The sequence below is a fragment of the Caballeronia sp. INML3B genome (assembly GCF_023631305.1).
Classification (GTDB): domain Bacteria; phylum Pseudomonadota; class Gammaproteobacteria; order Burkholderiales; family Burkholderiaceae; genus Caballeronia; species Caballeronia turbans.
Map to the genome: position 1 here is coordinate 190,088 of NZ_JALQDI010000015.1, position 23,146 is coordinate 213,233.

Here is a 23,146-nt window from a genome sequence, read left to right on the forward strand (position 1 = left end):
ACAAAGGGGCTACAAGCCGTAACTTGTAACCCCTTCGTGTATCGTGGTCGGAGCGAAAGGATTCGAACCTTCGACCCTCTGATCCCAAATCAGATGCGCTACCAGGCTGCGCTACGCTCCGAGAAGCCGCAGATTGTAACGTGCCCGGCGCGCGTTCGCAACGGAAAACGCGGGCACGCATCTTTCTGCTTCGTCCGAGAGCGAACCTCATCATCCGGAGACACCCCATGAACCTCATACTCTGGCGTCACGCCGAAGCGGAAGATCAGGCGTCGAGCGATCTCGCGCGGCAACTCACGTCGCGCGGACGCAAGCAGGCGCAAGGCATCGCGAAATGGTTGAAGGCGCGCATCGACGATGACGCCGTCTTGCTCGCCAGTCCCGCGACGCGCACGATCCAGACGGCCGAGGCCTTCGGCGACCGCTATCGCGTTATCGACGCGCTCGCGCCGGGCAACGGCGCGCAGGCCGTGCTCGATGCGGCCGGCTGGCCGGAGGGCGTCGCGGAGACGGTCGTCGTGATCGGGCATCAGCCGACGCTCGGCCGCGTCGCCGCCCTCCTCATGACCGGCCACGAATCGGAATGGTCGATCAAGAAGGCCGGCATCTGGTGGTTCCAGGGCCGCACGCGCAGCGGCGACGGCCACGTCGTGCTGCGCGCGGTGGTCAATCCCGATCTGCTTTGAGCGCGGCAGCGGCGGCGCAAGCTCGCGTTCATGCGCGTGTCGTTTCATCGAAACGTCATTGCGATGCCATGCGAGCGTCACCGTGCATTACTACATTGGCGAGGACTTGAAGCCACAGCCACGTCCTGTCGAGGAACGCCAATGCAAGATTTGCCGACGCCCTTCCTGCAACTCGGAGCGTCATCGCTCTCGCTCGATTCGCGCCGCCACCTTCCGCGTCCGTCCGAAACCGTCACGGGCCGCGAGCGCCTGCAAGTGGCGTGGGCGCGTGACGAAGACGCGCTACGCGACGCGCAGCGCCTGCGCTACCGCGTGTTCTCCGAAGAAATGGGCGCGCATCTGTCCGGCCCCGCGGGCCTCGACGTCGATGCCTTCGACGCCTATTGCGATCACCTGCTCGTGCGCGATCTCGACACGCTGCAGGTCGTGGGCACGTATCGCGTGCTGCCGCCGCATCAGGCCGCGCGCATCGGCCGTCTGTACGCCGAAAGCGAGTTCGACGTGTCGCGCCTGACGCATCTGCGGCCGAAGCTCGTCGAAGTGGGCCGCTCGTGCGTGCATCCGGACTATCGCAACGGCGCGGTGATCATGTCGCTGTGGGGCGGCCTCGCCGCGTACATGATGCAAAACGGCTATGAAACGATGCTCGGCTGCGCGAGCGTCGGCATGATCGACGGCGGGCATTACGCCGCGAATCTCTATACCTCGCTGCCGGCCAATGCGCTCACGGCGCCCGAATACCGCGCCTTTGCGCACACGCCGCTGCCCGTCGAGGAACTGCGCACGGGCGCGACCGTGAGCCCGCCGCCGCTCGTGAAAGGTTATCTGCGCCTGGGCGCGAAGATCTGCGGCGCACCCGCCTGGGATCCCGACTTCAACACCGCCGACTTCCTCACCCTCTTCCGTCTCTCCGATATCAACGCGCGTTATGCGCGGCACTTCATCGGCGACATGCAGGGACGCTGAAGCCCCGAAACGAAGAGGCCCCGCTCGACGGGGCCTTCTCATTCTCATCGCGGCATCAGTCGCCCGTGTAGACCACGCGATACGGCCGGCCGATCTTCTCCCATTCCATCGCTTCCTGAACGAGGCTGTAATCGGTGAGCGGATTGTTCGTCACCCACTCGTTGGGCACATGTACTTCGAAACCGCCGCGCGCTTTCTTCACCTCGATGCCGGGCAGTCCGACATCCGTGCGGCGGCGCGACAGCAACGCCGCGAGGCGCAGGCAGAAGAGCAACGTCCACTCGATGTCGCGCGACTGCGCGAGCTTGCCGAGCTTGCCCGCATGCCCGAGGACGAGCGTGGCGAGACGCGCCTGATCGGTGCGCGAGAAGCCGGGCATGTCGGCGTTGCTCGCGATATACGCCGAATGCTTGTGATAGGCGCTATGCGCGATCGACAAGCCGATCTCGTGCAGCGCCGCCGCCCACGCGAGGAACATGCGATTTTCCTCGCGCACGTCCTCGTCGGGTTCGTCGAGCTGATCGTAGAAGCTGATCGCCAGTTCGCCGATGCGCTCGGCCTGCGCGGCATCGACGCCATAACGGCGCTTGAAGCCTTCGACCGTCACCGTGCGCATATCCTGATGCTGTGAGCGCCCGAGCAGGTCGTACAGCACGCCGAGACGCAGCGCGGCGTCGGTCGTGTCGGCGTATTCGATGCCCAGTTCCTCGAACACGCCGAGCATGATCGACAAGCCGCCCGCCAGCACCGGCACGCGATCGGCTTTCAGCGCGACGAGCTTTAGCCGGTTCACGTTCTCGGCCTTGATGAGCGCGCGCTTCAGTTTCTCCAGGCCGCCGCGCGAGATGCCGTGCGTGATGCCTTCGTCATTGAAACCGTTCGCCTCGATCAATTCCGCGAGCGCGCGCGCCGTACCCGACGAGCCGATCGCCTGATCCCAGCCGGTGCCCTTGTATTCGCTCGAAATAATCTGGATTTCGCGTTTGGCGGCGAGTTCCGCCTGACGCATCGTGTATTCGTCGACGTTGCCCGCCGGAAAAAACTGGCGGCTATGGCTCACGCAGCCGATATAGAGGCTTTCCATGTGAATCGGCGTGTAATGCGAGCCGATGATGAACTCCGTCGAGCCGCCGCCGATATCGACCACGAGCCGCTTGCCCGCGCTCGCGGGCACCGAGTGCGCCGCGCCCGCGTAGATGAGGCGCGCTTCCTCGCGCCCCGCGATCACTTCGATCGGAAAACCGAGCGCGGCTTCCGCCTCGACGAGAAAATCGTGCGCGTTCTTCGCGACCCGCAGTGTGTTAGTGGCGACGGCCCGCACGTGATCGGGATGAAAATCGCGCAGGCGTTCGCCGAAACGCTTCAGGGCCTCCCAGCCGCGCACCTGCGACGCGCGATCGAGCAGCTTGTCCTTGGACAGGCCGCCGCCGAGCCGCACGGGTTCGCGCAGCGCGTCGACCTGATAGATCTGGCTGCCCGCGGGCGTTTCCTCGACCCGTCCCACGATCAACCGGAAGCTGTTCGATCCGAGGTCGACGGCGGCAAGTAGATGGGGATGTGTGACCATCGGATATCCAGAGTCGTGAAGTGGGGAAAGGCACTGTCACAGCGGCGCTGTTGCAGCGCACGAATTCTATTCTATGCCGACACGGCCCACGGCCCTCGCCGCTCGTTCGGAACCGCGCGTTTGCGCTAGCGACGCTATTCGCAATGTGAGTAGAATTTGTGACAATCGGTCTGTCATAAAAAACACATGATACTGTGAGAGCATCCGAGAGTTCCCTTGCCCATCTGATCGAGACACCTTCCCTCCCTCCGATGTCCATACGCTATCCGCTATTCAACCGCGAACTGGGCATATTAGGTTTCAACGAGCGCGTCCTCGCGCAAGCCGCCGACACGACCGTTCCCCTGTTGGAACGCCTGCGCTTCATCTGCATCACCAGCAGTAACCTCGACGAATTCTTCGAAGTCCGCATGGCGGGTCTGCAGGAGCAGATGCGCGACAACCCCGGCTCGCTGTCGCCGGACGGGATGTCGCTGCAGCACGTCTACGACCTCGTCTCGGAGCGCGCGCAGCGTCTCGTGCGCCAGCAATACTCGATGCTGCACGACATCGTGCTGCCCGCACTCGAAATGGAAGGCATCTATTTCCACGGCGCGGAAGACTGGACCGAGCAGCAGACCGCATGGGCGCGCGAATACTTTCACAGCGAATTGCTGCCGGTGCTCACACCGATCGGGCTCGATCCCGCGCACCCGTTCCCGCGCGTGCTGAACAAGAGCCTGAACTTCGTCGTCGAGCTGGAGGGCACCGACGCCTTCGGCCGGCAGGCGATGATGGGCATCGTCCAGGCGCCGCGCGCGTTGCCGCGCCTCGTGCGCATGCCCGAAGCGCTGTCGGGGTATCCGCATGGTTTCGTGCTGCTGAGTTCGTTCATGCAGCACTTCGTGAACGACCTGTTCCCGCATCTCGTCGTGCGCAGCTGCAATCAGTTTCGCATTACGCGCAATAGCGAGCTCTTCGTCGACGAGGACGAAATCACCAATCTGCGCGTCGCGCTGCAGGGCGAATTGCCAGCGCGGCATCTGGGCAACGCAGTGCGTCTCGAAGTGTCGGCGGAAACGCCCCCGCATCTCGTGCGGCGCCTCCTCGATGAAGGTCAGTTGAGCGAACGCGATCTGTATCGCGTGAACGGGCCGGTCAATCTCGTGCGCCTCATGCAGTTGCCCGAGATGGTCGACCGGCCGGACCTCAAGTTCGTGCCGCATATCCCTTCCGTGCCGAAGGCGATCGCGAACACGTCGAATCTTTTCGATGCGGTCGATCAGGGCGATATCCTGCTGCATCATCCGTACGAGAGCTTTCAGCCGGTGCTGGAGTTGCTGCTTCAGGCGGCGAAGGACCCGCAGGTCGTCGCAATCAAGCAGACCATCTATCGCACGGGCACCGATTCGCCGCTGATGGACGCGCTCATGCAGGCCGCGCGCAATGGCAAGGAAGTGACCGTCGTCGTCGAGCTGCTCGCGCGTTTCGACGAGGAGACGAACATCAATTGGGCGTCGCAGCTCGAAGCCGTGGGCGCGCATGTCGTGTATGGCGTGGTCGGCCACAAGTGCCACGCGAAGATGATGCTGATCGTGCGGCGTGTGTCGCAGGGCGGCAAGCTCGTGCTGAAGCGTTACGCGCATCTGGGCACGGGCAACTATCATCCGCGCACGGCGCGTCTCTATACCGACTTCGGCCTGATGACTTCCGATCAGGAGATGTGCGAGGACGTGCATCACGTGTTTCAGCAACTGACGGGCATCGGCGGCGAGATTGCGCTCAATCAGCTATGGCAATCGCCGTTCACGCTGCATGCGAAGCTCATCGAAGCGATTCGCGCCGAGGCCGAGCATGCGCGCGCGGGGCGGCGTGCGCGCATCGTCGCGAAGATGAATGCGTTGCTCGAGCCTACCGTCATTGCCGCGCTTTACGAGGCGTCGCATGCGGGCGTAAAGATCGATCTGATCGTGCGTGGTGTGTGTTCGCTCAAGCCGGGTGTGGAGGATCTGTCGGAGAACATCACGGTCCGGTCGATCGTCGGGCGCTTTCTCGAACACCATCGCATCTTCTATTTCTATGCGAACGGCAAGGAAGATGTGTTTCTTTCGAGCGCCGACTGGATGGATCGCAACTTCTTCAGACGCGTGGAAGTAGCGTTTCCGATACGCGATCGGAGGCTGAAGCGGCGCGTAATTGCCGAAGGGTTGTCGGTGTGTCTCGGTGACAATCAATCGGCGTGGGTGATGCAAAGCGATGGGCACTATCGCAAGCGTCGGCCTGGCAAGGCTATTCGCAACGCCCAGTTGGGGTTGCTTGCGAAGTTTTGCTCCTGATTTTATTTGCTTTCGCTTTCGCCGGATCCCGATGTCTTATGGGGATCCGACGAAAGCGAAAGCAAAAAACCAGAAGCCCCTCACGCGGCCAGCGACTTCCTCAACGCTGTCCGCGACCCAGGAAACCGCACGATGAACATGCTCCCCTTCCCCACCTCGCTCTTCACATCGAGCTCGGCATTGTGCCGTTGCAACACATGCTTGACGATGGCGAGCCCGAGCCCCGTGCCGCCCGTATCCCGCGACCGGCTACGATCCACGCGATAGAAACGCTCGGTCAAACGCGGGATATGCTCCGCCGGAATGCCGAGCCCACTGTCTCGCACGGTGAACACCGCGCGCTCCTTCAACCGCTGCCACGTCACTTCGATCGTTCCGCCATCCGGCGTATAACGCACCGCGTTCGTCACGAGGTTGCCGAGCGCGCTCATCACTTCCGTCTCCGCGCCCGCGATGGTCAGCGCATCGTCGCAATGGAACGTGATGCGATGCCGCCCGTTCGACAGATTGTTCGCATCGTCTTCCAGGTGGCGCATCACGGCACGCATGTCGAGCAGCTCTTCGCCAGGCGGACGCATGTCGCCTTCCAGATTGGCGAGCACGAGCAGATCCCGCACGATGTTCTGCATGCGCGACGCCTGCTGCTCCATCATGTCGAGATAGCGCCTGCGGTCGGCTTCGTCGAGCGGCAGCTCGCGCATCGTTTCGAGAAAGCCGGAGAGCACCGTGAGCGGCGTTTTCAGTTCATGCGAGACGTTGGCGACGAAGTCGCGTCGCATCGAATCCGTGCGCTCCAGCTCGGTGATGTCCTGCGTGAGAATCAGCTTGCGATGATCGCCATACGGAAACACCTGCACCGACACCGTGTATTTGCGGCTCACGCCCATGCCGCGCATCACGAGCATCTCTTCGTAGTGGTGCGCGTTCAGGTAGCGAACGAAATCCGGATGACGCACGAGATGCGTGATGTGCTGGCGCAAGTCGCGCTTTGCATCGAGCCCGAAGTGCTTCTCGGCGATCGCGTTGCACCACTCGATCTGGTCGTGATCGTCGAGCATCGCCACACCGTTCGGTGACGCCTGGATCGCCTGAATGAAGCGCGCATGCTGTTGCTCGACCTGGCGCACTTGCGCGTGCCAGCGCTTCGCGAGCTTGTGCAGGCGGTAGTAGATTTCGCCCCAGATGCCGAGCGCGCTCGGCACTTCGCCGTAGACCGGCGCTTCGAGCAGACGCCACAGGCGCTGCATGTGATAGGTGACGAAGAAACCTTGCACGACGAGCATGAGCACCGCGAAGGCGAGTGCGACCCGCACGCCCGCGAATGCGCCGATCGCGACGCAGAGCGCGGCGAGCAGCGCGAGGGACACGATCGCACGCGTCCAGATGATGTTCATGTTGTCGGCGAGTCTGAGTGACGTTGATGCGGAACGTTGAAGCGGACGACGCTGAACCCGGACTCAGGCGCTCTTCGCAAGCCGGTATCCGCTGCCGCGCACCGTTTCGATCATAGCATCGCAGCCCGCCGGCTTGAGCGCGGCGCGCAGACGCTTGATGTGCACATCGACCGTGCGCTCTTCGACGAATACGTGATCGCCCCACACCTGATCCAGCAGTTGCGTGCGGCTGTGCACGCGCTCCGGATGCGTCATGAAGAAATGCAGCAGCCGGAATTCGGTCGGGCCGAGATCGAGCTTGATGTCGTTGCCCGAATGACTCGCCGCCACGCGATGCGTCGCCGGATCGAGGCGCAGGCCGTTGATCGCGACCACGTCTTCCGTCAACTGCGGCGCGCGGCGGCGCAGAACCGCCTTGATGCGCGCCATCAGTTCCTTCGGCGAGAACGGCTTCGTGACGTAATCATCCGCGCCGATCTCGAGGCCGAGCACCTTGTCCTGCTCGTCGCCGCGCGCGGTCAGCATGATGATCGGGATGTGCTTCGTGCGCTCGTTGTTGCGCAGTTCGCGCGCGAACGATATGCCCGACTTGCCGGGCAACATCCAGTCGAGCAGCACGAGATCGGGCAGCACGTCGCTGATCAGGTTTTGCGCCTGCTCCGCGTTGTATGCGCGAATCGGGCAATGTCCCGCATGTTGAAGATTCACCGAAATCAGCTCGGAGATCGCGGGTTCGTCTTCGACGACGAGGATACTGCTGGGCATCGGCACCTCTTGACCTTTTGCTTGAGTTAAAACGATTGCGCGCGGCCGATCAGCTGAGCGCCTCGCGCTCGAGCTGGTCGCGCGAGACATGGCGCACGTCCGTGCCCTTCACGATATAGATGATGAACTCGGCGATGTTCTTCGCGTGATCGCCGATGCGCTCCACCGCCTTCGCGATGAACAGATAGTCGAGGCCCGCGGAGATCGTGCGCGGATCTTCCATCATGTAGGTCACGAGCTTGCGCACGAAGGCGCGGAATTCGTCGTCGATGGCCTTGTCGTCGCGCACGATCTGCGCGGCGGCCACCGTGTCCAGACGCGCGAACGCATCGAGCGCGCGGCGCAGGATCGACACCGCCATCTCGCCCGAGAGCTTGATCTCGGCGATGTTCACCGTGCGGCCCGCGCCGTCTTCGTTGATGCGCTTCACGCGCTTGGCGATCTTCTCGGCTTCGTCGCCGGCGCGCTCGAGATTCGTGATCGTCTTCGAGATCGCCATGAGCAGACGCAGGTCGCGCGCAGCCGGCTGACGGCGCGCGATGATGTTGCTGCACTCCTCGTCGATCTCGACTTCCATCGTGTTCAGGCGCGCTTCGGCCGCGATCACCTGATCCGCGATGCCGATATCGAATTCGTTCAGCGCCTGCATCGCGTTGATGATCTGCGACTCGACCAGACCGCCCATTTCCAGCACTTTCGACGACACCGCGTTGAGGTCGGCGTCGAACTGGCTCGAGAGATGTTTATCGGACATGTATGCTCCTTATGCCTTTCTGTTGACCTGGCTGACGTTCAGCCGAAGCGGCCCGTGATGTAGTCTTCCGTTTCCTTGCGGGCCGGCTTGATGAAGATCTTTTCGGTATCGCCGAACTCGATCAATTCACCGAGGTACATATAGGCAGTGTAGTCCGAACAACGCGCCGCCTGCTGCATGTTGTGCGTGACGATGACAACCGTGTAATCGCTTTTCAGTTCGGCGATCAGCTCTTCTATGCGCCCCGTCGAAATCGGGTCGAGCGCGGAGCAAGGCTCGTCGAGCAGCAGCACTTCCGGGCGGATCGCGATGCCGCGCGCGATGCAAAGACGCTGCTGCTGGCCGCCCGACAGACCGTAGCCGCTCTGTTGCAGCTTGTCCTTCACTTCGGTCCAGAGCGCGGCCTTGGTGAGCGCCCATTCCACGCGATCGTCCATCTCCGAGCGCGAAAGCTGCTCGAACATCTTCACGCCGAACGCGATGTTGTCGTAGATCGACATCGGGAACGGCGTGGGCTTCTGGAACACCATGCCCACGCGCGCGCGCAACAGCGAAATGTCACGCGTGGTGTCGAGCAGGTTCGCGCCGTCCATCAGGATTTCGCCTTCGGCGCGCTGCTCCGGATAGAGCGCGTACATCTTGTTGAACGTGCGCAGCAGCGTGGACTTGCCGCAACCCGAAGGACCGATGAAGGCCGTCACCTTCTTCTCCGGAATACGCAGGTTGATGTTCTTAAGCGCGTGATACTTGTTGTAGAAGAAGTTGAGGTTCTTCACCTCGATCTTCGGCTTGATGGAATCGGCAGGCTGCGAAGCATGCGTCGGACGCACGCTGCCCGGCACCGGGCCGCGCTCGACCGGCGCTGCTTCAACCTTCGAATTCAGGTGGTTGACACCACTTTCGACCATATTCATGGAATCACTCCGCCCTTATTTCTTCGAGAAGATCGCACGCGCCAGGATATTCAGACCCAGCACGCCGAGCGTAATCAGGAACACACCGGCCCACGCGAGCGATTGCCACTGCGGGAACGGACTCATCGCGAACTTGTAAATCGTCACCGGCAGGTTTGCCACCGGCTGATTCATGTCCCACGAGAAAAATTGATTCGACAGCGCCGTGAAGAGCAGCGGCGCGGTTTCGCCGGCGATACGCGCGATCGCCAGCAGCACGCCTGTCACGATGCCGCCGACCGACGCCTTCAGCGTGATCGACATCACCATCTTCCACTTCGGCGTGCCGAGTGCGAACGCGGCTTCGCGCAGTGCGTTAGGCACGAGCTTCAGCATGTTCTCGGTCGTGCGGATGACGATCGGAATCTGCAGCAGAGCCAGCGCGATCACCCCGGCCCAGCCCGAGAAGCGGCCCGCCTTGGCCACCACGATCGCATACACGAAAAGACCGACGACGATCGAGGGCGCCGACAGCAGAATGTCGTTGATGAAGCGCGTCACGCTCGCGAGCCAGCGCTTCTGGCCGTATTCCGCGAGATACACGCCCGCAAGGATGCCGAGCGGCGTGCCGACGCACGTCGCGAGGAGGACGAGCATCAGCGAGCCGACGATCGCATTGGCGAGACCGCCGCCATCGGTGTTCGGCGGCGGCGTCGATTGCGTGAAGAGATCGATCGACAAACCGCCGATGCCGAGCCTGAGCGTCGTATAGAGAATCCAGATGAGCCAGACGAGGCCGAAGGCCATCGCGGCGAGGGAAAGCGTCAGCGCGACTGCGTTGGTGGCGCGGCGACGCCTTTGCAGCTTCTTGCGCGTGGCCTGCACGCGGTCCGGGTCGTGACTGAAGGTAGCGGGACGGCTCATTATTTACGACCCTCCCCGCGTTCCATGCGAAGCAGCATCAGCTTCGAGAGCGCGAGCACGAAGAACGTGATCACGAAAAGGATCAAACCGAGTTCCATCAGCGCCGAGGTATGCAGGCCCGGGCTCGCTTCCGCGAACTCGTTGGCGAGCGCGGAAGTGATGCTGTTACCGGGCGAAAAGAGCGATACGTTGTCGAGCAGGTTCGTATTGCCGATGACGAACGTGACGGCCATCGTCTCCCCGAGTGCGCGGCCGAGGCCGAGCATGACGCCGCCGATCACACCGGCGCGCGTGTAGGGCAGCACGATCTTCCACATCACTTCCCAGGTCGTGCAGCCGATGCCGTACGCCGATTCCTTCAGCAGGACAGGCGTGACTTCGAATACGTCGCGCATCACGGAGGCGATGTACGGGATGATCATGATCGCGAGAATCACGCCCGCGCACAGGATGCCGATGCCGATCGGCGCGCCCTGGAAGAACATGCCAATGACGGGCACATCACCGAGCAGATGGCCGAGGGGCTTCTCGAAGTATTGCGCGAAGATCGGCGCGAACACGAGCAAGCCCCACATGCCGTAGACGATCGACGGAATCGCCGCGAGCAGCTCGATCGCGACGCCCAGCGGCCGGCGCAGCCATGCGGGCGACAGCTCCGTCAGGAAAAGCGCGATGCCGAAGCTCACCGGCACGGCGATGATGAGCGCAATGATCGAGGTCGCAACGGTGCCGTAGATCGGCACGAGCGCGCCGAACAATTCGCTGGGCGGATCCCACTCCGAGCGCCAGAGGAACGAGAAGCCGAATTTCTGGATGGTCGGCATCGACGCGACGATCAGCGAAACGATGATGCCGCCAAGCAGAAGCAGCGTGATGACGGCCGCGAGCCGTGTCACGCCGCCGAAAATGATGTCACCGATACGGCTCGGCGCGCGCTGTGTCTGCGCCGCCGGCACTGCCGACGCTAAGTTGGTGTCCGACATGGCAACCTTGGTTTCGCTACGTGTCAGACCGCGCGGCGGCGTTACGGCCAGCCACGCGGCTTTCCTTGTTACTGACCGTCCAGGCTTCAGAAGCTTAGGACAGTTTCCAGCTATGAGTACTGCGCTTACTCAGCAACGGACTTGCCCGACGCATCCTTGACCTTCGCCTTCCATTGCGTCTTGATTTCGGCGACGACCGAATCCGGCAGCGAGATGTAATCGAGATCGCTCGCAGCCTGACCGCCGTTCTTGAACGCCCAGTCGAAGAACTTCAGCGTTTCGGTGCCTTGTTGCGGCTTCTCCTGCGTCGCGTGCAGCAGCACGAAGGTTGCGCCGACGATCGGCCATGCGTTCTGGCCCGGCTCGTTCGTCAGGATCTGGTAAAACGACTTCGACCAGTCCGCACCGGCGGCCGCCGCCTTGAACGTGTCCGTCTTCGGCTCGACGACCGTGCCGGCCGAATTCTTCATGCCGACGTAGGTCATCTTGTTCTGCTTCGCGTACGCCCACTCGACGTAGCCGATCGCGCCCGGCAGACGCTGCACGAAGGCCGCGACGCCGTCGTTGCCCTTGCCGCCCGTGCCCGTCGGCCAGTTCACCGTCGAGCCTTCGCCGACCTTCGACTTCCACTCGGTGTTGACCTTCGACAGGTAGTTCGTCCAGATGAAGCTGGTGCCCGAGCCGTCGGCACGACGGACCACGGCGATGTCCGTATCCGGCAGCTTGACCTTGGGATTCAGCGCGGCGATCGCCGGGTCGTTCCACTTCTTGATCTTGCCGAGGTAGATGTCGCCGAGCACCTGACCCGACAGCGTCACTTCACCGGCCTTCACGCCCGGCACGTTGATCACCGGCACGACGCCGCCAACCACCGTCGGGAACTGGAACAGGCCGTCCTTCGCGAGTTCTTCATCTTTCAGCGGAGCGTCAGAGCCCGCGAAATCCACCGTCTTCGCGATGATTTGCTTGATACCGCCCGACGAGCCGATGCCTTGGTAGTTCACCTTGCCGCCGCCGGTTTTCTGGTAGGCGTCCGCCCACTTGGTGTAGATCGGAGCTGCGAAGGTAGAACCCGCGCCGGTGATGTCGGCGGCTTGCGCGGAGATGGCGAACAGGGCGCCAATTACGCCGGCCAGCGCGGTTTGCATCAATTTCATTGAAACCTCCAGGGTTATGAGCGTGTGTCGTGTATGCGTGTGAGACGACAACGCGAAATATAGGAGGAGTCTGTGACAGTAATATGACTTTTCGTGAAGCCACCGTGTCATTCGCCTTACGCCTTGAAAGTTAGATCACGCTCGACTTGTCAAGGTGCCGGCGCAAATAAAAAAGCGGGCCGCGGCCCGCTTTCAGCGATGATGACGAACTTCAGTAAACGCCTACGAAGTCGCCTCTTTCACGACTTGCGCAATCGTTTCCGCGTAGCGAACCGCATCCTTCTGCGCCGACGCTTCAACCATCACGCGCAAGACCGGTTCGGTTCCCGATGCGCGAATCAAGACCCGGCCGTGCGATTCGAGGGAACGCTCGGCTTGCTCGACCGCGCGGCGGATCGCGTCGCTGCCTTTCCAGTCCGCGCCCGCCTTCATGCGCACGTTGATGAGCTTCTGCGGGAACAGGCTCACGCCGTGCAGCAATTCGGCAAGCGACTTGCCGCTGCGCTGGATCGCCGCCAGAACGAGAAGCGCCGAGACGATGCCGTCGCCGGTCGAGTGACGGTCGAGCGACAGGATGTGACCCGAACCTTCTGCGCCCAGCAGCCAGCCGTTTTCGCGGAGCTTCTCGAGCACGTAACGGTCGCCGACCGCCGCCCGCACGAACTGCACGCCGGCTTCCTTCAGCGCCACTTCGACGGCCATGTTGGTCATCAGCGTGCCGACGGCGCCCTCCACTTTTCCGTCGGTCGCGATGCGGTCCTTGACCAGCACGTAGAGCAATTCATCGCCGTTGAAGAGACGGCCGGTCGAATCGACGATCTGCAAGCGGTCCGCGTCGCCATCGAGTGCGATGCCGAGGTCGGCCTTGTGCTCCAGCACGGCGCGCACGAGCGCGTCGGGCGCGGTCGCACCGCAGCCATCGTTGATGTTGAAGCCGTTGGGCGACACCCCGATCGACACGACTTCCGCGCCGAGTTCGTGGAACACGTGCGGTGCGACGTCGTACGCGGCGCCGTGCGCGCAATCGACGACGAGCTTCAGCCCGCGCAGGTCGAAGCTCGCGGGGAAGGTGCTCTTGCAGAACTCGATGTAACGCCCGCCCGCGTCGTCAAGACGCCGCGCCTTGCCCAGACGTTCGGACGGCGCGCATTCCATCGGCTGCTCGAGTTGGCGCTCGATGTCGAGCTCGACTTCGTCGGGCAGCTTGTTGCCGTCCGCGGAGAAGAACTTGATGCCGTTGTCGTCATACGGATTGTGCGACGCGCTGATCACGACGCCCGCTGACAAGCGCAGCGCCCGCGTCAGGTATGCGACGCCGGGCGTGGGCATCGGGCCGGCCAGCATGACATCGACGCCCGCCGCCGAAAAACCCGACTCCAGCGCGGCTTCGAGCATGTAGCCCGACACGCGCGTGTCCTTGCCGATCAGCACCGTCGGACGATTGCCTTTTTTTTGCTGGGCGCGGTCCGCGCCCGCCAGCACCTTGCCGGCCGCGTAGCCGAGCTTGAGTACGAAGTCCGGCGTGATCGGCGCGACGCCTACGCGTCCGCGGATGCCGTCCGTTCCAAAGTATTGACGTGTCATTGTTGCTTGACCCTCCTCGCGGCCGTATGGCGCTTGTCATCGGACCGCGATTTCTAGTTGATGAATTCTATAGACGCGCGCCTGCGCCTAACTTCCTGATGAATGAGGCCAGGTGTCAATGATGCCCATTCCTGGCAGCATTCTTTGTGGCCTGCCAGACTTTCAGCGCATCGACGGTCTCCGCGACATCGTGCACGCGGATAATCGCCGCACCCCGTTCGGCCGCGCAGACTGCGCCCGCGACGCTTGCCGCGAGCCGCTCGCCGGCGCCGCGTCCGGTGACCGCGCCGAGCATCGATTTCCGGGACATGCCTGCGAGCAACGGAAAGTCCGTCCCTGCTGGCAACGTGGCCGTGATGTGCGCGAGCAACGCGTAATTATGCTCGACCGTCTTTCCGAACCCGAAGCCCGGATCGAAACTGACGCGCGATGCAGCGATGCCCGCGTGCGCGAGCGCAGCGACGCGCTCCGCGAAGAACGCGCGCACGTCGGCGACGACGTCGTCGTACACGGGATCGTGAAGCTGCATCGTGCGCGGCTCGCCGAGCATATGCATCACGCACAGTCCGCAGTTACTGTCTTTGACGGCATCCAGCGCGCCTTCCCGACGCAAGCCCCAGATATCGTTGATCATGTCCACGCCGGCCTCGAGCGCGGCACGCATGACGCCAGGCTTATAGGTATCGACGGAGAGCGGCACCTGCATGGCGCGCAGCGCCTCGACGATCGGCACGACGCGCTGCAGTTCCTCGTCGAGCGGCACGGGCGGCGCGCCCGGACGCGTGGATTCGCCGCCGATGTCGATCATGTCGGCGCCATCGGCAAGCATCTGCTCGGCGCGTGCGAGCGCGGCATCGCGCGACACGAAGCGGCCGCCGTCGGAGAACGAATCCGGCGTAACGTTGAGAATGCCCATGACGAGCGGGCGCTCGAAGGTCAACATGAAGCGGCCGCACTGGAGCGGCGCTGCTGGAAGCGGGGAAGACATTGGTGTGGTCGAAGCGAGTGGGAGCGAAGCAGAGATCAGGATTGGCGGACGGGCTGTCGCAAGGCGTCTGGCCTGAATTCAATTTGAGGCGAATGGGAGTCGCGCGGCGCTACGTTCAGCATCTCATTAAAACTGTGCCGAGAAGTGAAAATGGGCCGGCGTGCAAAGCACACCGGCCCATGAACGGACGCAGGGAACTTAGGCCGTTGCCGGCGCGTTGCCCGGTTTGACCTCGGTGCCGCTGCTGCCACCCGGCGGCGTATCGCCCGACGGAGGCGGCAGATTCTTCGGCGGACGCGGCGGACGATCCGACATGATGTCGCTGATCTGCTCCGCGTCGATGGTTTCCCACTCGAGGAGCGCCTTGGTCATCGCTTCAACCCTGTCGCGGTTGTCTTCCAGCAGCTTACGGGCGAGCGCATATTGTTCGTCCAGGATGCGGCGGATTTCCGCATCGACCTTCTGCTGCGTGGCTTCGGACACCGTCTTCGAGCCGAGCTTGCCGAACATGCCGTCCGGTTCGGTGTCGACGTAGACCATCGTGCCGAGCACATCCGACATCCCGTAACGCGTGACCATGTCGCGTGCCATCTTGGTTGCGCGTTCGAAGTCGTTCGAAGCGCCGGTCGACATCGAGTTCAGGAAGACTTCTTCTGCTGCGCGACCGCCGAACAGGATTGCGATTTCCTCGAGCATCTTGTCGCGATACAGGTTCACGCGGTCATGCTCCGGCAACTGCCAGGTGACACCAAGCGCCCAGCCACGCGGCATGATCGTGACCTTGTGAACCGGATCGGCATGCGGAAGCAACTTCGCCACCACCGCGTGACCGGACTCGTGATAGGCCGTATTGCGACGCTCTTCCTCACGCATGACCGCCGACTTGCGCTCCGGACCCATGAAGATCTTGTCCTTCGCATCCTCGAAGTCCTGCATTTCGACGATGCGCTTGCCGCGGCGCGCCGCGAACAGCGCAGCTTCGTTCACGAGGTTCGCCAGGTCAGCGCCCGAGAAACCCGGCGTGCCGCGTGCGATGACCGATGCGTCCACGTCGTTCGCGATCGGCACCTTGCGCAGATGCACCTTCATGATGTGCTCGCGACCGCGGATATCCGGCAGACCGACATACACCTGACGGTCGAAGCGGCCCGGGCGGAGCAGCGCTTTGTCGAGCACGTCCGAACGGTTCGTTGCCGCGATTACGATGACGCCCGAGTTCGCCTCAAAGCCATCCATTTCGACGAGCATCTGATTCAGTGTCTGCTCGCGCTCGTCGTTGCCGCCACCCATACCGGCGCCGCGATGGCGACCGACCGCGTCGATTTCGTCGATGAACACGATACACGGCGCGTGCTTCTTCGCCTGCTCGAACATGTCGCGCACACGGGCCGCACCGACACCGACGAACATTTCGACAAAATCAGAACCCGAGATGCTGAAGAACGGAACCTTCGCTTCGCCCGCGATGGCGCGTGCGAGCAGCGTCTTGCCGGTACCCGGAGGGCCGACCAACAGCACGCCGCGTGGTATGCGCCCGCCCAGCTTCTGGAATTTCTGCGGATCGCGCAGGAAGTCCACCAGTTCCGACACTTCTTCCTTGGCTTCGTCGCAGCCCGCGACGTCGGTAAAATTGATTGCGTTGTTGTTCTCGTCGATCAGTCGCGCTCGCGACTTCCCGAATGAAAACGCCCCGCCTTTGCCGCCCCCCTGCATCTGCCTCATCATGTAGAACCAGAACCCGATGATCAGGATCGTGGGCCCGAGGTAGTACAGCGCGGAGACGAGCGCATTCGGTTCATCGTCAGCCTTGCCGCTGACCTGAACGCCATATTTCATCAGATCGCCGACCATCCAGATGTCGCCGGGCGACACGATCTGGTATTTCTGGCCGTCCGCCGGAGTGACCGTGAGATTGCGGCCCTGAACGGTAACGTTCTTCACTTTGCCGTTCTTCGCGTCGTCCATGAACTGCGAATAGGACACACCTTCCTGGACGCGGGGCTTATCGAACTGCTTGAACACCGTAAACAGCACCAGTGCGATCACGAGCCACACTGCCGCTTTAGAGAACATATTGTTGTTCAAAGCACCACTCCTCACTCATAGACGGGCGCCTACATAAACCTTGCGACGCCACCAAAGCATTCTAATCCAGACCGCTAACCCCTGCCATAAGGTTTATCTACCGCACAAATAGCGGCTGACCCGTAATTTTCGGCATAATCCGCGCAAATATCGCAGAAATTCGCCAAATTAGCGGAGCGGGCCTTTCAGTTCGGGTGCTTGAGCCGCCGCCCGAGAATAAAAGTCTCCGACGATTTGTCACGGGAGGCCTTGGGCTTGCGCGGCGCCACCACTTTGAACTGGTGCTTGAACTTTTCGACGATCTGACTGTAACCGCTGCCATGAAAACATTTGACAAGCAGCGCACCTTCCGGTTTCAGATGGTTCTGCGCGAACTCCAGCGCCAGATCGCAGAGATGCTCGATGCGCGCGGCATCCGCACTCGCTACGCCAGAGAGGTTGGGGGCCATGTCCGAGATTACAAGGTCCACTTGCCGCTCCCCCACGATTTCATCGAGTTGGGCGAGCACTTCGTCCTCGCGGAAGTCGCCCTGAATGAACGTGACGTCCGCAATCGGCTCCATCGGAAGGATATCGAGCGCGATGATCGTCCCGTCGATACCGCCCTCGCGCTCGACGTCCCGCTTCGCGCCCTGCGCGAGCTTGTTGCGCGCGTACTGGCTCCAGCTTCCGGGCGTCGAGCCGAGATCGACGATCACCTGCCCCGGCTTGATGAGCTTGTCCTGCTCGTCGATCTCCTTAAGCTTGTACGCGGCGCGCGCGCGATAGCCTTCGCGCTGCGCCATCTTCACGTAGGGATCGTTGATGTGGTCATGCAACCACGATTGATTAAAACGGTTCTTTGCCATTCAAACTGAGCTCATGTGGCGCGCTGACAGCGCGCCCGGTGCGTATTTTGCTGCATCGCGCGATGCTTTTAGCGGATAATACGCGTCTTGTCGGCCGGACCGGCCCTCGGACGCTTACGTGCGCCGTACCCGGCATCCGGCCTGTTCTGTTTCTGGTGGGCGATGGCGCGATCGATGCGCCGCAGATCCGGCGCGAAGCCATGCGCTTTCGCTTCAGCGTGTTCAAACCGCCTCGCGAGCGTACCTCACGCCGCCCACATTTTAGTCGAGTCCCAAATTTCACATGCCAGCTCTTAAACTCTCCCCCGCCGAGCGCGCCGATCTGCGTTCCCAGGCCCATGCGCTCAAGCCCGTCGTGCTCGTCGGCGCGGAGGGTCTGACCGATGCCGTGCTGAAAGAGATCAACGTGCACCTCGAAGCGCACCATCTCATCAAAGTCCGCGTGTTCGGCGACGAACGCGAAACGCGTGTCGGGATCTACGACGAAATCTGCGATCGCCTGAACGCCGCGCCCATCCAGCATATCGGCAAGCTGCTCGTGATCTGGAGACCTGAAGGCGCCGCGCCGAAAAGTCGCGCCACCCGCACGCGCAGCACGATGCCGCCGAGCGCAGGCGAAGCCGCCGACCGCCCGACCAGGGGCCGTGCGCCGCGCGTCGTCAAGGCAGTGAAAATCACGCGTGACGCGCCTGCCTTCAAGAAGCCGAAAAAGCAGACGCTGAAGGTGCTGGGTAATGAACGCGTCACCGCTGGTGGCAACGTGAAGCGCGCGAAAAAGCGTCAGACCAGCTCGAAACGCCAGCATCAGGACGTGAAGTGATCAAACGGCGCGTGCGATTCCACTTCAACGCACGCGCCGCCCTGTAACGAATGCGATTCAGCTTCGCGCCCGCTTCGCCGCCACCTTGGCCGAATTTTTCTTCGGCACGATCTTGGCCGGCGCCGCACCCGGCAGGCGCCACACCAGCGCAATGCCGAAGAGGCATTCGATCACATAGATCGCGCTCGATATGCCGTGCAGTATGCCGAACTCCTTCGCATACGGCGAACTCGCGAGATCGGTGCCCGCTTCCTGCGCTGCCATGCGTAGCGAGTTCATGAACGGCTGCAGCGCGAAGTAGCCGACCAGCACGCAGAGAAGCATCACCGCGACGATCCACCGAACGCGCTTGTAGTCGACGATGCCGCTTTTCACAAAGCGATTGCCGAGCAGAATGAGCACGAGCGCACTGACCACGCCGATGATCGCCTCGATCCTGAAGAGTTGCGCCGCTACCGAGCCCGCCGACGTGCGGTCGAGCATCGAAAAGAGGACGGGCGCGGCGACGAAGCCCAGGGTCAGCAAGCTACCGACCCAGACCATGCTGATGGTGCGAAAGAGCCGGTGCTCCATCAGACGTAACGCACTGCAATGATTTCATACTCGCGCGCGCCGCTCGGAGCCTGCACCGACGCCACGTCGCCTTCCGATTTCGCGATGAGCGCGCGCGCGATCGGCGAGCTCACCGAAATGAGACCGTGATCGATATTCGCTTCGTCATCGCCGACGATCTGATACGTCACCATGTCGCCCGACTCCAGGTCCTCCAGCTCGACCGTCGCGCCGAACACCACGCGACCTTCGGCCTCGACCTGCGTCGGGTCGATCACTTGCGCGGCAGCGAGCTTCGACTCGATCTCAGCGATGCGGCCCTCGATGAAACCCTGCTTTTCCTTCGCGGCATCGTATTCCGCGTTTTCCGACAAGTCGCCTTGCGCGCGGGCCTCCGCGATCGCGTTGATGACCGCCGGACGCTCCACGGCCTTCAGGCGCTGCAATTCGTCGCGCAGCAACTCCGCGCCGCGCTTCGTCAAAGGAATCGTGCTCATAGACCACTCACAAACAATTTCGTCAAAAAAATTACCGCGGTTAAGCGCATCTCCCTATAAAAGGAGACGCCGCTTAACCGCGGCTCGTGATGCTTAGACTGGTAATCGAAGCCTTAGTTTAGGCGAGCATGCAGCCCTTGTAAATCATAGACTTCCAGATCGCGGAGATAACGCAGGCCCTCGACCGCCGCGCGCGCGCCCGACATGGTCGTGTAGTAGGTGACCTTGTTGGCCTGCGCGCTCATGCGAATCGAGCGCGAATCGGCGATTGCGGCGCGCGTTTCGTCGACGGTCGTGAACACGAGCGCGATCTCGCCGTTCTTGATCATGTCGACGATGTGCGGACGGCCGTCCTTCACCTTGTTCACGACCTTCACCGGCACGCCCGCCGCCGCGATCGCAGCCGCGGTGCCCTTGGTCGCGACGATCGGATAGCCGAGCTCATGCAGCATCTGCGCGACTTCGACGGCCTTCGGCTTGTCTGCGTCCATCACCGTAAGCAGCACCGTGCCCGATTCCGGCAGACGCGAGCCGGCCGCAAGCTGCGACTTGAAGAGCGCTTCGCCGAAGGTGCGGCCCACGCCCATCACTTCGCCGGTCGAACGCATTTCCGGCCCGAGCACCGGATCGACCGCCGGGAACTTGACGAACGGGAACACGGCTTCCTTCACACTGAAGTACGGCGGAATCACTTCCTTCGTGACGCCTTGCGCCTTGAGCTTCTGACCGACCATCGCGCGCGCGGCGATCTTCGCAAGCGGCAGGCCCGTTGCCTTCGACACGTACGGCACCGTGCGCGATGCGCGCGGATTCACTTCCAGCACGTAGATGATGTCCTTTTTCGAGCCATCGTCCTGCGGCACTTGCTGGATCGCAAACTGCACGTTCATCAGGCCGACGACGTTCAGCGCCTTCGCCATTGCGGCGGTTTGCCGCTTCAGTTCGTCGACGGTTTCCTTCGACAGCGAGTACGGCGGCAGCGAGCAAGCCGAGTCGCCCGAGTGCACGCCCGCCTGTTCGATGTGCTCCATCACGCCGCCGATGAACACGTCGTCGCCATCGGAGATGCAGTCGACGTCGCATTCGATCGCGTCGTTGAGGAAGCGGTCGAGCAGCACCGGCGAGTCGTTCGATACCTTCACGGCCTCGCGCATATAGCGTTCGAGGTCGCGCGGCTCGTGGACGATTTCCATCGCGCGGCCGCCCAGCACGTACGACGGGCGCACGACGAGCGGATAGCCGATTTCTTCCGCGAGCTTCAACGCTTCGTCTTCCGCACGCGCCGTGCGGTTCGGCGGCTGGCGCAGATCGAGATCCTTCAGAAGCTGCTGGAAGCGTTCGCGGTCTTCGGCGGCATCGATCATGTCCGGCGACGTGCCGATGATCGGTACGCCATTCGCTTCGAGATCGAGCGCGAGCTTGAGCGGCGTCTGTCCGCCGTACTGCACGATCACGCCGACCGGCTTTTCGAGATCGACGATTTCGAGTACGTCTTCGAGCGTCAGCGATTCGAAGTACAGACGATCGGACGTGTCGTAGTCGGTAGACACGGTTTCCGGATTGCAGTTGACCATGATGGTTTCATAGCCGTCCTCGCGCATCGCGAGCGCGGCATGCACGCAGCAATAGTCGAACTCGATGCCCTGCCCGATCCGGTTCGGGCCGCCGCCCAGCACCATGATCTTCTTCTTGTCGGTCGGATTCGCTTCGCACTCGTCCTCGTAGGTCGAGTACATGTAGGCGGTCTTCGTCGCGAATTCGGCCGCGCACGTGTCCACGCGCTTGTAGACCGGGCGCACTTTCAGTTCATGGCGCTTCTTGCGCACGTCGTCCTGCGTCGAGCCAGTCAGCTTCGCCAGACGGCGGTCCGAGAAGCCGCTCTTCTTCAGATACAGCAGCTCGTCCTTCGTGAGGCTCGCGAGCGTGCGGCCTTCGAGCGCCTTTTCCTTCAGGATGATCTGTTCGATTTGCGCGAGGAACCACGGATCGATCGACGTCTCTTCGAAGATCTCGTCCATCGTGAGGCCGAGACGGAATGCATCGCCGAGATACCAGATGCGGTCCGGGCCCGGCTCGCCGATTTCGCGGATCGCTTCGTCGCGGCTCGTGGTCTTTTCATCGAGACCGTCGACGCCCACTTCCAGACCGCGCAGCGCCTTCTGGAACGACTCCTGGAACGTGCGGCCCATTGCCATCACTTCGCCCACGGACTTCATCTGCGTCGTCAGGCGCGAATCGGCCTCGCGGAATTTCTCGAACGCGAAGCGCGGCACCTTCGTCACGACATAGTCGATCGTCGGTTCGAACGATGCCGGCGTCTGGCCGCCCGTGATTTCGTTCTTGAGTTCGTCGAGCGTGTAGCCGCACGCGAGCTTCGCGGCGACCTTCGCGATCGGGAAGCCCGTCGCCTTCGATGCCAGCGCCGACGAGCGCGACACGCGCGGGTTCATCTCGATGACGACCATGCGGCCGTCCTTCGGATTGATCGCGAACTGCACGTTCGAGCCGCCCGTATCGACGCCGATCTCGCGCAGCACCGCGAGCGACGCGTTACGCAGCACCTGATATTCCTTGTCGGTCAGCGTCTGCGCGGGCGCGACGGTGATCGAGTCGCCCGTGTGCACGCCCATCGGGTCGAGGTTTTCGATCGAGCATACGATGATGCAGTTGTCCTTTTTATCGCGAACGACTTCCATCTCGTACTCTTTCCAGCCAAGCAGCGATTCTTCGATCAGCAGTTCGCGCGTCGGCGAAAGATCGAGACCGCGGCGGCAGATCTCCTCGAACTCTTCCTTGTTGTACGCGATGCCGCCGCCCGAGCCGCCCAGCGTGAACGAAGGACGAATGACGGTCGGATAGCCGCCGCTGCCCGTCGCCTCGGCGATCTGGGCCTGAACCGCGAGCGCTTCTTCCATCGAATGCGCGATGCCCGACTTGGCCGAACCGAGGCCGATCTTCGTCATCGCGTCCTTGAACTTCTGACGGTCTTCCGCCTTGTCGATCGCTTCGGGCGATGCGCCGATCAGTTCGACGTTGTACTTCTCGAGCACACCGTGGTGGAACAGGTCCAGCGCGCAATTAAGCGCGGTCTGTCCGCCCATGGTCGGGAGGATCGCGTCCGGGCGCTCCTTCGCGATGATGCGCTCGACCACCTCCCACGAAATCGGCTCGATGTAGGTCACGTCGGCCGTGTTCGGATCGGTCATGATCGTCGCTGGATTGCTGTTGACGAGGATGACCTTATAGCCTTCTTCTCGCAGCGCTTTACAGGCTTGTGCGCCCGAATAATCGAACTCGCACGCCTGGCCGATGATGATCGGGCCCGCGCCGATGATGAGGATGCTCTTGATGTCTGTGCGCTTCGGCAT

At 62.4% G+C, this 23,146-nt stretch carries 19 protein-coding genes and 1 tRNA gene; 4 read left to right on the plus strand and 16 right to left on the minus strand.

Going from position 1 to position 23,146, the window contains the following annotated elements:
- Positions 1-44: 44 nt before the first annotated feature.
- Positions 45-121, minus strand: a tRNA-Pro gene (locus tag NCS58_RS09995).
- Positions 122-227: 106 nt separating this feature from the next.
- Between NCS58_RS09995 and NCS58_RS10000 the strand changes: the two genes are divergently transcribed.
- Both NCS58_RS10000 and NCS58_RS10005 read left to right on the plus strand, forming a co-directional pair.
- A complete protein-coding gene (locus NCS58_RS10000) occupies positions 228-686 on the plus strand; it encodes a histidine phosphatase family protein (protein ID WP_061120962.1) in 459 nt (152 codons plus the stop codon).
- A gap of 141 nt (positions 687-827) precedes the next feature.
- Entirely contained in the window at positions 828-1,652 is an 825-nt protein-coding gene (locus tag NCS58_RS10005; protein ID WP_061120963.1) for a GNAT family N-acetyltransferase, read from the plus strand.
- Between the two features lie 55 nt (positions 1,653-1,707).
- Here NCS58_RS10005 and ppx read toward each other — a convergent pair whose 3' ends face one another.
- A complete protein-coding gene (ppx, locus tag NCS58_RS10010) occupies positions 1,708-3,219 on the minus strand; it encodes an exopolyphosphatase (protein WP_061120964.1) in 1,512 nt (503 codons plus the stop codon).
- A 251-nt stretch (positions 3,220-3,470) separates the two neighbouring features.
- On the opposite strand from ppx, the gene ppk1 reads away from it, so the two are divergent.
- Positions 3,471-5,534, plus strand: coding sequence for a polyphosphate kinase 1 (ppk1, locus tag NCS58_RS10015; RefSeq protein ID WP_250538358.1), 2,064 nt, complete (start codon positions 3,471-3,473; stop codon positions 5,532-5,534).
- Between the two features lie 80 nt (positions 5,535-5,614).
- On the opposite strand, the gene phoR is transcribed toward ppk1, so the two are convergent.
- From phoR to NCS58_RS10070, 11 genes are all read right to left on the minus strand, one after another.
- Positions 5,615-6,928, minus strand: a complete 1,314-nt coding sequence (phoR, locus tag NCS58_RS10020; protein ID WP_061120966.1) for a phosphate regulon sensor histidine kinase PhoR — start codon at positions 6,926-6,928, stop codon at positions 5,615-5,617.
- Between the two features lie 63 nt (positions 6,929-6,991).
- A complete protein-coding gene (gene phoB / locus NCS58_RS10025) occupies positions 6,992-7,693 on the minus strand; it encodes a phosphate regulon transcriptional regulator PhoB (RefSeq protein WP_061120967.1) in 702 nt (233 codons plus the stop codon).
- A 49-nt stretch (positions 7,694-7,742) separates the two neighbouring features.
- Entirely contained in the window at positions 7,743-8,447 is a 705-nt protein-coding gene (gene phoU / locus NCS58_RS10030) for a phosphate signaling complex protein PhoU (RefSeq protein ID WP_061120968.1), read from the minus strand.
- Positions 8,448-8,485: 38 nt separating this feature from the next.
- Entirely contained in the window at positions 8,486-9,361 is an 876-nt protein-coding gene (gene pstB, locus NCS58_RS10035) for a phosphate ABC transporter ATP-binding protein PstB (RefSeq protein WP_061120969.1), read from the minus strand.
- A gap of 15 nt (positions 9,362-9,376) precedes the next feature.
- Positions 9,377-10,264 carry a phosphate ABC transporter permease PstA gene (gene pstA / locus NCS58_RS10040; RefSeq protein WP_250538360.1) on the minus strand — a complete coding sequence of 296 codons (888 nt, stop codon included), beginning with the start codon at positions 10,262-10,264 and terminating at the stop codon, positions 9,377-9,379.
- On the minus strand, positions 10,264-11,247 hold the full coding sequence (pstC, locus tag NCS58_RS10045) for a phosphate ABC transporter permease PstC (RefSeq protein ID WP_061120971.1): 984 nt from the start codon (positions 11,245-11,247) through the stop codon (positions 10,264-10,266). Before pstC ends, pstA begins: the two co-directional genes overlap by 1 nt.
- A gap of 125 nt (positions 11,248-11,372) precedes the next feature.
- On the minus strand, positions 11,373-12,404 hold the full coding sequence (pstS, locus tag NCS58_RS10050; RefSeq protein ID WP_061120972.1) for a phosphate ABC transporter substrate-binding protein PstS: 1,032 nt from the start codon (positions 12,402-12,404) through the stop codon (positions 11,373-11,375).
- 222 nt (positions 12,405-12,626) lie between these two features.
- Entirely contained in the window at positions 12,627-13,988 is a 1,362-nt protein-coding gene (gene glmM / locus NCS58_RS10055) for a phosphoglucosamine mutase (RefSeq protein WP_061120973.1), read from the minus strand.
- Between the two features lie 115 nt (positions 13,989-14,103).
- The gene (gene folP, locus NCS58_RS10060; protein WP_250476865.1) at positions 14,104-14,976 is read right to left on the minus strand and encodes a dihydropteroate synthase; all 873 of its coding nucleotides are present in this window, start codon (positions 14,974-14,976) and stop codon (positions 14,104-14,106) included.
- 198 nt (positions 14,977-15,174) lie between these two features.
- Entirely contained in the window at positions 15,175-17,061 is a 1,887-nt protein-coding gene (gene ftsH, locus NCS58_RS10065; RefSeq protein ID WP_061120975.1) for an ATP-dependent zinc metalloprotease FtsH, read from the minus strand.
- 185 nt (positions 17,062-17,246) lie between these two features.
- Positions 17,247-17,909, minus strand: a complete 663-nt coding sequence (locus NCS58_RS10070) for an RlmE family RNA methyltransferase (RefSeq protein WP_061120976.1) — start codon at positions 17,907-17,909, stop codon at positions 17,247-17,249.
- A gap of 283 nt (positions 17,910-18,192) precedes the next feature.
- On the opposite strand from NCS58_RS10070, the gene NCS58_RS10075 reads away from it, so the two are divergent.
- Entirely contained in the window at positions 18,193-18,729 is a 537-nt protein-coding gene (locus NCS58_RS10075) for a YhbY family RNA-binding protein (protein ID WP_250538362.1), read from the plus strand.
- Positions 18,730-18,786: 57 nt separating this feature from the next.
- On the opposite strand, the gene NCS58_RS10080 is transcribed toward NCS58_RS10075, so the two are convergent.
- From NCS58_RS10080 to carB, 3 genes are all read right to left on the minus strand, one after another.
- Positions 18,787-19,302 carry a DUF4149 domain-containing protein gene (locus NCS58_RS10080; protein WP_250538363.1) on the minus strand — a complete coding sequence of 172 codons (516 nt, stop codon included), beginning with the start codon at positions 19,300-19,302 and terminating at the stop codon, positions 18,787-18,789.
- Positions 19,302-19,778 carry a transcription elongation factor GreA gene (gene greA / locus NCS58_RS10085; protein ID WP_061120979.1) on the minus strand — a complete coding sequence of 159 codons (477 nt, stop codon included), beginning with the start codon at positions 19,776-19,778 and terminating at the stop codon, positions 19,302-19,304. Before greA ends, NCS58_RS10080 begins: the two co-directional genes overlap by 1 nt.
- 113 nt (positions 19,779-19,891) lie before the next feature.
- Positions 19,892-23,146, minus strand: a complete 3,255-nt coding sequence (gene carB, locus NCS58_RS10090; protein WP_061120980.1) for a carbamoyl-phosphate synthase large subunit — start codon at positions 23,144-23,146, stop codon at positions 19,892-19,894.